We start from the raw sequence: 9,005 nt of genomic DNA, 5'->3' as shown, positions 1-9,005 counted from the left end.
AGGCTCGCCTAAGAGGCGAGCACCTCCAGCGACAATGGCTTCGCCATTGCGCGGGGGTGACGGTGTGAGATTGGGGCGCTCCGCAATGACGGAGAGCTACCAAACCTCCGCGCCGGGGATCTTCTTGCGGACCGCGATGCGCTGGATCCAGATGCAGCGGCGGACGGATTTGTTGGAGCGGCCGACGGCCGAGATGCCCTCGCCGGCCTGAAGCAGCGGCGCAACGCTTTCGCGCAGCGCGCGGCAGCGCTGCAGCTCGGCTTGCCAGTCGACGATCGCGGCATCGGTGCGCGACGCCATTAACGCCAGCGCTGCCATGGCAAGACAGCTCGCCCGCATCATCTGCATTCCCTTCACTTTGATCCGCCCGCGTCGCGCCGGTAGCGGAAATCGCAATGAGACGCGCCTTGCATGATGGTTTGCGTGCGCGTGAGCCTGATGTCGGCGCCAAATCCATCCGCGGTCGCGAAGTCGGCGGTGCAGACCAGCAGAAAGCCGAGCTCCGGTTCGCCCAGCGCCTTGTAGAATTCGGCATAGGCGCAGCGCGTGACGTCGAAGGCGAAGGCATCCTGGGTCTGCTCGAGGATGTCATAGGCGAGCGCGTCGTCGCGGGCATAGGTCTTGAAGGCGGACGCGACGGCCTTGCCGAGATCTGCCTCGTTCTCGGCCTTGTTCTTGGCGTTCCAGAATTCCGCGCCGAAGCCGCGATAGAGATCGCCGAGCGCCTTGCGCACCAGCGCATTGGCGCGCGCCTCGCCGAGCTCGGCCTGGAGCGCCTTGACCAGCGGCACCAGCACCTGCGCCTGGATTTTTGCCTGTTCGATGACGGAAACGCTCATGGGCAGGCTCGCGTCTGGGATGAAATCGTAGCCCGCGACACGATAACTCAACTTGACGCTGGCGACGAGGGTTTGCTGTTACGTCCCGCGGCATCCGACATGGTCTGAACCAACGCATCTGTGATGCAGCGGTGATCGCTGATCGTGCGATCCTGAAATGCCGGCGCGGCGATCAATGGTATGATTATCGTCATCCAAAAGAGAGGTGAACATGCCCCCGTCCGAGATGTCTCCAGTCTACGTCAGGTCACGCCCATTTGCGCGGCGCCGTCATCTTGCGGCAATTGCTGCAGCGCTGTTTCTCGCGGCGACCGTCTGGTCAGGCGGGCCCGCGCTGGCTGCCGCGAATGATGCCGAGGCGCGGACCGTCTTCGAAAAATTCATTGCCGCGCAGAATGCGCACAATGCGGACGATGTGAAGGCCATGCTCTGGAATTCGCCCGGCGCGCTGCTGTTTGCGCGAGGCATCGAGACGAGAGGCCGAGATGCGGTCGCGGACCGCTTCAAGGCGTATTACGAGGGCACCTGGCACCTCGAGCCCGACATGTCGAAATTCCACGTCGCCGTGATCTCGAACGAGGTCATGCAGGTCCTCGTGCCGATCGTCTTCACGCGTGGTCTTCCCGGCAAGCCACCGCAACAGAATACGTTTCTGATCAGCCAGACCTACGTGCACGATGCGAACGGCTGGTCCGTCGCTTCCATCCTGCCGGTGGCGAACACGGAATTGAAATAGCCGCGACCAGCGTCGGCAGGGTGCGGCTCGCTGCAGCACCGTAGCCCGGATGGAGCCAACGGGTCGGCGCAAAGCGCCGCCCGATGACAGGCTCCGCGCAATCCGGGACAGCGTCCGAGGGGATAGCCCCCGGATTGCGCTTCGCTCCATCCGGGCTACGCGCACGCTATTGAAAGTGAGATCGTGGCTTGCAGGGCCGAGATTTGCGGATGCAGGCCCGCCTGCGCCCGTTGGGCTCTAGCGTGGCATCCTCCTCTCGGCTATCGCGAGCGGAGGATGGTGGGCACGACAGGGATCGAACCTGTGACCCCTACCATGTCAAGGTAGTGCTCTCCCGCTGAGCTACGTGCCCTAGAGGTCATTTCATCGATGGGGTCCCTATAACGGCTCAGGGGACCCGGCGCAAGGACAGAGGCTGGCCGATTTAGGCCGCCAGCATCTTGTTCACTTCACTCACCAATTCGCGCAGGTGGACGGGTTTCGACAGCACCTTGGCGTTCTTGGGGGCGTCCGAATCCGAGTTCAGGGCCACCGCGGCGAAACCGGTAATGAACATGATCTTGATGTCGGGATCGAGTTCCGAGGCCCGGCGGGCGAGCTCGATGCCGTCCATCTCCGGCATCACGATGTCGGTGAGCAGCATCTCGAACGGCTCCTCCCGCAACCGCTGATAGGCGGCCATGCCATTGTCGTGGGACGAGACCTGAAAACCGGCGTTTTCCAGCGCCTTGACCAGGAAACGGCGCATGTCGTTGTCGTCTTCGGCGAGCAGGATTTTTGGCATGGCAGGAACGTTGAATCCCCAAGGCATCAGCAGAGGTCACTAAGCCCGACAGAGGGTAAATTTCGGGTGAAAATCTTTACCCTGAGCGTGCGCGGCAGGCCCCTTGTGAACCGGAATGCGGCGCGAATCAATCGAGCCGCGCCAGTGGCCCCCCGCCTCCGTGGCCGCAGGGTTAAGACACGTTCCAGTACCGATCACATCTTTTCGCTTGGCAGAATGGTTGCGATTCCGGACAATGACGACACATAAGAGCCGCTCGACCGGCCGAATCGATTCGATCCGGACCTTGCCGGATCTTGTGGCGCCGGATCTTGCGGCACGAAGGGACGAAGCCTGAGAAGATGACCCGGTTTGACGGCGACACGTCGCCAGCGTTCGAAATCGTGGAGCCCGCCGAATGGCGCGCGCCGATCATCTTCAACTCGCCCCATTCCGGCTCGACCTATCCGGACGAATTCCTCAGCGCCTCGCGAATCGACCTGCCGACGCTCCGCCGGTCGGAAGATTCCTTCATGGACGAGCTGATCGGCCATTTGAGCCAGCGCGGCTTTCCGACCGTGCGGGTCAACTTCCCGCGCTCCTATGTCGACGTCAATCGCGAGCCCTATGAGCTCGATCCCCGGATGTTCTCCGGACGCCTGCCGAGCTTTGCCAATACCCGCTCGATGCGGGTCGCGGGCGGGCTCGGCACCATCCCGCGCGTGGTCGGCGACGGCCAGGAGATCTATCGCGACCGCATTCTGGTCGACGATGCGCTGGCGCGGATCGAGACGCTCTACAAGCCCTACCACCGCGCGCTGCGCCGGCTGATCAACAAGGTGCACCAGATGTTCGGCACCGTGGTGCTGGTCGACTGCCACTCGATGCCCTCGGTCGGCGTCAGCAGAGACGAGCCGCGCCGGCCCGACATCGTGATCGGCGACCGCTACGGCACGAGCTGCACGCCGCTGCTCCCCGATCGGGTCGAGGAGACCCTGGGCGGGCTCGGCTATTCGATCGGCCGCAACAAGCCCTATGCCGGCGGCTTCATCACCGAGCACTACGGCAATCCGGCCAGCGGCCTGCATGCCGTCCAGCTCGAGCTGAACCGTGCCATCTACATGGACGAGCGGCGGCGCGAGCGCAGCCCGCGCTTTGCGCAGGTCGCCTCCGACTTCGCGGTGCTCGCCGACGTGCTGGCAACGACGATTCCGTTCGGCGATCTCGGCCCGTTCCAGGCCGCGGCGGAATAGGCGCAAGCCTTCGCCGCGCCGACGTCGCGCATCAAAGACCAGACCGAGCTGCGAGCGTATCGGGCGCCGAATCTTCGCTTCGCGTTTTCGCGCAGCTGAAGTGAAACAGATGGCCCAAAGAAAAAAGGGCCGCTTCTGATGAAGAAGCGGCCCAAGTCTAGGGAGGAAACGCCCAAGGAGGGCAGCGGTAACGCAGAGCGCTACCGCACCGCAACAATATGCGGCCGCGGCGCACAAAGTGCAAGGGCTTTTGAGCCGTTTCCCATGCAATACGGACATGGCTCAGTTGCTTCCAGAGAAACCCAGATTCAGTTTCTTTGATAAGGAAATTCAATGGGTTGATAGTCATTTGCATACGAACGAGGCATACTCGGAACTAAGTATTCAACTCAATGATCGATATTTGGCCAGCATATGGCTCGAAGGAGGCAATGGCTCCGGCATCCAAAATACCAGGGTGCAAATCAAGACAGCGCTGCACGTCACAKGCGAATTGAGATAGGCAGATGCGAGCTTCACCCGACTTTCGTTTCGAGGATTCGCCGTGACGGTGATCGACTTCTCAGCCTTCATCGGACAGCTCGCCACCGCCTCCGGCGAAACCATCCTGCCGTTCTTCCGCACCTCGCTTTCGATCGACGACAAGAGCAAGACCAAGGATTTCGACCCGGTGACGGAAGCCGACCGCGCCGCGGAGGCGGTGATGCGGCGGCTGATCAAGGCCAACTTCCCCCAGCACGGCATCGTCGGCGAGGAATTCGGCAACGAGCGCGAGGATTCGGACTATGTCTGGGTGCTCGACCCCATCGACGGCACGAAATCCTTCATCGGCGGCTTTCCGATCTGGGGCACGCTGATCGCGCTGCTGCACAAGGGCGCGCCAGTGTATGGCATGATGCACCAGCCCTTCATCGGCGAGCGCTTCTCCGGCGACAACGGCTCGGCCACCTATAAGGGCCCTTCCGGCGAGCGCCGGCTCCAGGTCCGCCGCTGCGCTTCGCTGTCGGAAGCGACGAGCTACACCACCAGCCCGCTGCTGATGAACGAGCGCGACCGCGCCATCTTCGGCCGCATCGAGACCGGCGCGCGGCTGTCGCGCTATGGCGGYGACTGCTACTCCTACTGCATGCTGGCGGCAGGCCATGTCGATCTCGTGGTCGAGACCGAGCTGAAGCCCTACGACATCGCGGCCCTGATCCCGATCGTGACCGGCGCCGGCGGCGTCGTCACCACCTGGGAAGGCAAGCCGGCCCAGGGCGGCGGCCGCATCATCGCCGCCGGCGATCCGCGCGTTCACGAAGAAGCACTGAAACTACTCAACGGTTAAAGCGACACATCGTTTGCGCATGATCCGTTCGGAAAACCGCTGCACACTTTTCCGGATCATGCTTCAGGGGACTTGGAATGAAAAACTGGCACAAGCTCGTATTCGCTAGCCTGCTGCTGTTTCCCACCCTCGCCTCCGCCCAGAATTTCCCGGCCAAGCCGATCAAGCTGATCGTGCCGTTYCCGGCCGGCGGCCCCAACGACATCATCGCCCGCGTCATCGGCCAGCGCATGTCGGAACTCTCCGGCCAGCCGGTGCTGATCGACAATCGCGGCGGACAGGGCGGCGTGCTCGGCACCGACGCGGTCGCAAAGGCTCCGCCCGATGGCTACACCATCGCGATCTCCTCGGCCGGCGCGCTCGCGATCAGCCCGAGCATGGAACGGGTCGCCTACGACACGCTCTCGGACCTGACACCGGTGACGCTGGTTGCCACCGTGCCGGAAATGCTGGTGGTGGCAACCAACGTGCCCGTCAAGGACATCGGCGAGCTGATTGCGCTCGCCAAAGCGCAGCCCGGAAAGCTCAACTTCGCCTCCTCCGGCCCCGGCAGCCTGCCGCATCTGGCCGGCGAATTGTTCAAGCTGACGGCGAAGATCGACATCGTGCACGTGCCCTATCGCGGCGCGGCGCCCGCGGTGAACGACCTGCTGGGCCAGCAGGTGCAGATGACCTTCCTCGACCTTCCGGTGCTGCTGCCGCAGGTCAAGGCGGGCTCCTTGCATGCCATCGCGGTCGGCTCGCCCGAACGCGCACCGACCGTGCCGGATGTGCCGACCACGGCGGAAGCGGGCTTTCCTGATCTGCGTATCGAGAACTGGTACGGCATGGTGGCGCCCAAGGGCACGCCGAAGGAAATCGTCACCGCGCTGCATGGCCTGGCGACCAAAGCCATGGCGGATCCGGCGGTGAAGGAGAAGCTCGCCGCCCAAGGCGCCACGCTGATCGGCGACGAGCCGGAGCATTTTCGCTCATTCATCGCGGACGAGACCAAGAAGTGGGCGAAGGTGATCAAGGACGCCGGCGTCGAGACGGCGAAGTAGGCCTCCGTCATGGCCGGGCTTGTCCCGGCCATGACGAGTTTGTGGCGCCCCCCTCACACCGCCGCCGCGCGCAGATGCTCCACCAGCATCTTGGCCGGCCGCGRCAGCGTCTTGAAGCTGCGCGCGCAGATCACGAGCTTGCGGTTGGCGAAGGCGTCGCGCAGGCGGACCATGGCGAGCGGCATCAGTTTTGCGCAGCGGCGGGCGGCCGCTTCGGGCACGAGGGCGACGCCGACATCGGCGGCGACCATCTGGCAGATCGCATCGAAGTCGCGCAAGCGTGCGCGGAAATGCGGCCGCATGCCGAGCCGCGCAGCGTGCTTGGAGATATGTACCTGGAGCGCGGTGGCGCTGGTCAGCCCGACGAACTCGCAAGCTCCCGCCTCCTTGAAATCGATCTGGCGGCGGCCGGCGAACGGGCCGCGGCGCGACGTCACCAGCGTCAGACGATCCTCGCTGAAGGGAAAGCGCTCGATATGGTCGGGCAGCGCGTGCTCGGCGGCAAATCCGAGATCGGCGGCGCCCGCGGTGATCGCCGCCGCAATGTCGGTGCTCTCGCGCTCCTCGATGTCGATGGCGACGTCGCGATGCTCGCGCAGGAAGCCGGCGAGCGCCTTCGGCAGATGCTCCGACAGGCCCGAGGTGTTGGCGAGGAAATGCACGCTCGCCCGCACGCCGCTGGCAAAGCCCGCGAGATCGCCGCGCATGGCGTCGATCTGGTGGATCACGACCCTCGCATGATCGAGCAGGCTCTCGCCCGCCGCGGTCAACTCGACACCGCGCCGTCCGCGCTTGAGCAGCGCGACACCGAGCGCGTCCTCGAGCCCCTTGATGCGCGCGCTGGCGGAGGCCAGCGCCAGGTGCGACCGCTCGGCGCCGCGGGTGATGCTGCGCTGGTCGGCGACCGCGATGAAGAGCTGGAGGTCGACGAGGTCGAAACGCATGGCAGGCCTCCTCCGGCTTAGCCTTCGCTGTTGACGAAGGCTGTCTCCGTAACCTCCAGATTGTGCCGGGCCGCGGCTTCGGTCAATGTGCGCCGCATGATCGACCCGCTCCTCATTGTCATCGCCGCCGTCTTCCTGATCGCCGGATTCGTCAAGGGCGTGGTCGGGCTCGGCCTGCCGACCGTCTCGATGGGCCTGCTCGCGGTCAGCATGGCCCCGGGCCGGGCGATTGCCATCGTCATCGTGCCGGCCATCGTCACCAACATCTGGCAGACTTTTGGCGGCCCCTATTTGCGCGACATCCTGAGGCGGCTGTGGCCGCTGATGATCGGAACCGTGATCGGATGCTGGCTCAATGCCGGTGCGCTGACCGGTCCCCATGCACGCTACGGCACGATCGTGCTCGGCGCCCTGCTCGTCGTCTACGCGGTGGTCGGGCTGAACAAGTTCCAGTTCAGCGTCGCGCCGAAGAACGAGAAATGGGTCGGCGGGGTGGTCGGCGTCGTCACYGGCGTGATCTCGGCCTCCACCGGCGTGCAGGTGATTCCCTCGATGCCGTTCATGCAGGCGATCGGCATGGAGAAGGACGAGCTGGTGCAGGCGCTCGGCGTGTTCTTCACGACAGCGACACTGGCGCTCGCCTTCAACCTCACCGCCGGCGGATTGCTGACGCCGGCCAATGCCGTACCGGGCGCCGTGGGCCTGGCCTGTGCCTTTGCCGGCATGTTCATCGGCCAGTCGGTGCGGGCGCGGATGCCGGCGGAAGCGTTCCGCCGCTGGTTCCTGATCGCGATGATTTTGCTAGGCCTGTATCTGGCGGGCAGCGCACTGCTGAAGGAATTCGCTTCGTAGGGTGGGTTAGCCGCAGCGTAACCCACCACGTCGCTCCACAGTCGCAGAAGCATGGTGGGTTACGCCTTGCGACTGCGCTTCGCGCAGCCGCGAGGCTAACCCACCCTACGCAGCCCTCACCTACCGCGTCTCCAGCATGGCGACGCGGATGCCGAGATAGATGAAGAGGCCGCCCAGCGCCCGGTTGACCCAGGCGATCGCGCCCTCGGAGGTCCGCAAGCGGTGGGCGGCCTTGGCCGCGAACGCCGCCAGCACCAGGCACCACAGCGTTCCCGTGCAGATGAAGATCAGGCCCAGCGTCAGGAAGGCGAGCGGCTTGTGGGGCGAGTCGGCTGCGACGAATTGTGGCAGGAAGGCCAGGAAGAACAGCGCGACCTTGGGATTGAGCGCGTTGGTGAAGACGCCCTGGAGAAACACGCGCCGCAGCGAGCTCCGCTCGGGCTCGTCGATGGCTGCCGCCAGCGCCGGCCGCGACCACAGCATCTGAAGTCCGGTCACGACGAGATAGGCGGCGCCGACCAGCTTCAGGATCGAGAATGCCGTGGACGAGGCCATCAGCAGGGCCGAAAGGCCAATCGCCGCGCCCGCGACGTGGAAAAAGCAGCCACAACTGATGCCGAGGGCCGCAGCGGCGCCGCCCCGCCACCCCATCTGCATGCTGCGGCCGATGACATAGACCGTATCAGGTCCGGGTGTGATGTTGAGCAGCACGCCCGAGAGGACGAACAGCCAGATCTCGTGAATGCCCAGCATGCCGGTCCCCCGCCGCCCCGACCGGGCGGCCTCAAGGAATTCGGCTTAATCGGTTCGGCCGCCACCGTCCACCGCCGCGATTGCGTAGGATTTACCGCGAATTTGCAATGCGGATCATACTTTCACTCGGCCTCATCTGCTCTATAAAGGCAGGGTTCTTGAAATGCGGGATTCGGGGCGACTGCCACACCGTGGCCGGTCCGCCCTCGCTTGGAGCTCCGAGGATATGGAAAGACGTCTGGCTGCCATCGTCTGCGCCGATGTCGCCGGCTATTCGCGCATGATGGGCAGCGACGAGGCCGGCACCCATGCCGCCTTCAAGGCCCACCGCAACGCGATCCATCCCATCATCCTCAATCATGGCGGCCGCGTCGTGAAGAACACCGGCGACGGTTTCCTGCTGGAGTTCCCGAGCATCGTCGGCGCCGCCGAGGCCGCAATTGCGATGCAGACGCTGATGGCGGAGCGCAATCACCATCTGCCGGCCGATCGCGC

General features: G+C 64.6%; 10 protein-coding genes, 1 tRNA gene and 1 pseudogene. 6 read left to right on the top strand and 6 right to left on the bottom strand.

Going from position 1 to position 9,005, the window contains the following annotated elements; all coding sequences use genetic code 11:
• Positions 1 to 96: 96 nt before the first annotated feature.
• Both ACXJL8_RS25470 and ACXJL8_RS25465 read right to left on the bottom strand, forming a co-directional pair.
• A complete protein-coding gene (locus ACXJL8_RS25470) occupies positions 97 to 342 on the bottom strand; it encodes a hypothetical protein (RefSeq protein ID WP_456617564.1) in 246 nt (81 codons plus the stop codon).
• Positions 343 to 353: 11 nt separating this feature from the next.
• Positions 354 to 839 carry an L-2-amino-thiazoline-4-carboxylic acid hydrolase gene (locus ACXJL8_RS25465; RefSeq protein WP_456617417.1) on the bottom strand — a complete coding sequence of 162 codons (486 nt, stop codon included), beginning with the start codon at positions 837 to 839 and terminating at the stop codon, positions 354 to 356.
• Between the two features lie 211 nt (positions 840 to 1,050).
• Here ACXJL8_RS25465 and ACXJL8_RS25460 point away from each other — a divergent pair, with 211 nt between their 5' ends.
• Positions 1,051 to 1,575 (top strand): DUF4440 domain-containing protein, encoded by a 525-nt coding sequence (locus ACXJL8_RS25460; RefSeq protein WP_456617416.1) that lies wholly within the window; start codon positions 1,051 to 1,053, stop codon positions 1,573 to 1,575.
• Between the two features lie 277 nt (positions 1,576 to 1,852).
• On the opposite strand, the gene ACXJL8_RS25455 is transcribed toward ACXJL8_RS25460, so the two are convergent.
• A tRNA-Val gene (locus ACXJL8_RS25455) sits at positions 1,853 to 1,927 on the bottom strand.
• 72 nt (positions 1,928 to 1,999) lie between these two features.
• Positions 2,000 to 2,359: a cell cycle two-component system response regulator CpdR gene (gene cpdR, locus ACXJL8_RS25450; RefSeq protein WP_007597092.1), complete on the bottom strand. Its 360-nt coding sequence runs from the start codon at positions 2,357 to 2,359 to the stop codon at positions 2,000 to 2,002.
• 341 nt (positions 2,360 to 2,700) lie between these two features.
• Between cpdR and ACXJL8_RS25445 the strand changes: the two genes are divergently transcribed.
• From ACXJL8_RS25445 to ACXJL8_RS25435, 3 genes are all read left to right on the top strand, one after another.
• The gene (locus tag ACXJL8_RS25445; protein ID WP_456617415.1) at positions 2,701 to 3,591 is read left to right on the top strand and encodes an N-formylglutamate amidohydrolase; all 891 of its coding nucleotides are present in this window, start codon (positions 2,701 to 2,703) and stop codon (positions 3,589 to 3,591) included.
• Positions 3,592 to 4,135: 544 nt separating this feature from the next.
• Complete coding sequence (gene hisN / locus ACXJL8_RS25440) at positions 4,136 to 4,918, top strand: histidinol-phosphatase (protein ID WP_456617414.1); 783 nt, start codon at positions 4,136 to 4,138, stop codon at positions 4,916 to 4,918.
• 77 nt (positions 4,919 to 4,995) lie between these two features.
• Positions 4,996 to 5,961: a Bug family tripartite tricarboxylate transporter substrate binding protein gene (locus tag ACXJL8_RS25435; RefSeq protein ID WP_456617413.1), complete on the top strand. Its 966-nt coding sequence runs from the start codon at positions 4,996 to 4,998 to the stop codon at positions 5,959 to 5,961.
• A gap of 53 nt (positions 5,962 to 6,014) precedes the next feature.
• Here ACXJL8_RS25435 and ACXJL8_RS25430 read toward each other — a convergent pair whose 3' ends face one another.
• A complete protein-coding gene (locus ACXJL8_RS25430) occupies positions 6,015 to 6,905 on the bottom strand; it encodes a LysR substrate-binding domain-containing protein (protein WP_456685792.1) in 891 nt (296 codons plus the stop codon).
• Positions 6,906 to 7,001: 96 nt separating this feature from the next.
• Here ACXJL8_RS25430 and ACXJL8_RS25425 point away from each other — a divergent pair, with 96 nt between their 5' ends.
• Positions 7,002 to 7,757 (top strand): sulfite exporter TauE/SafE family protein, encoded by a 756-nt coding sequence (locus ACXJL8_RS25425; RefSeq protein WP_456617411.1) that lies wholly within the window; start codon positions 7,002 to 7,004, stop codon positions 7,755 to 7,757.
• Positions 7,758 to 7,877: 120 nt separating this feature from the next.
• On the opposite strand, the gene ACXJL8_RS25420 is transcribed toward ACXJL8_RS25425, so the two are convergent.
• Entirely contained in the window at positions 7,878 to 8,510 is a 633-nt protein-coding gene (locus ACXJL8_RS25420; RefSeq protein ID WP_456617410.1) for a LysE family translocator, read from the bottom strand.
• Positions 8,511 to 8,736: 226 nt separating this feature from the next.
• On the opposite strand from ACXJL8_RS25420, the pseudogene ACXJL8_RS25415 reads away from it, so the two are divergent.
• Positions 8,737 to 9,005: pseudogene (locus tag ACXJL8_RS25415) on the top strand (adenylate/guanylate cyclase domain-containing protein); the annotation flags it as partial.

It is taken from the genome of Bradyrhizobium sp. P5_C11_2 (assembly GCF_054049755.1).
The sequence above is the reverse complement of the archived record's forward strand: the minus strand, read 5'-3'. Positions and strand labels throughout refer to the sequence as shown.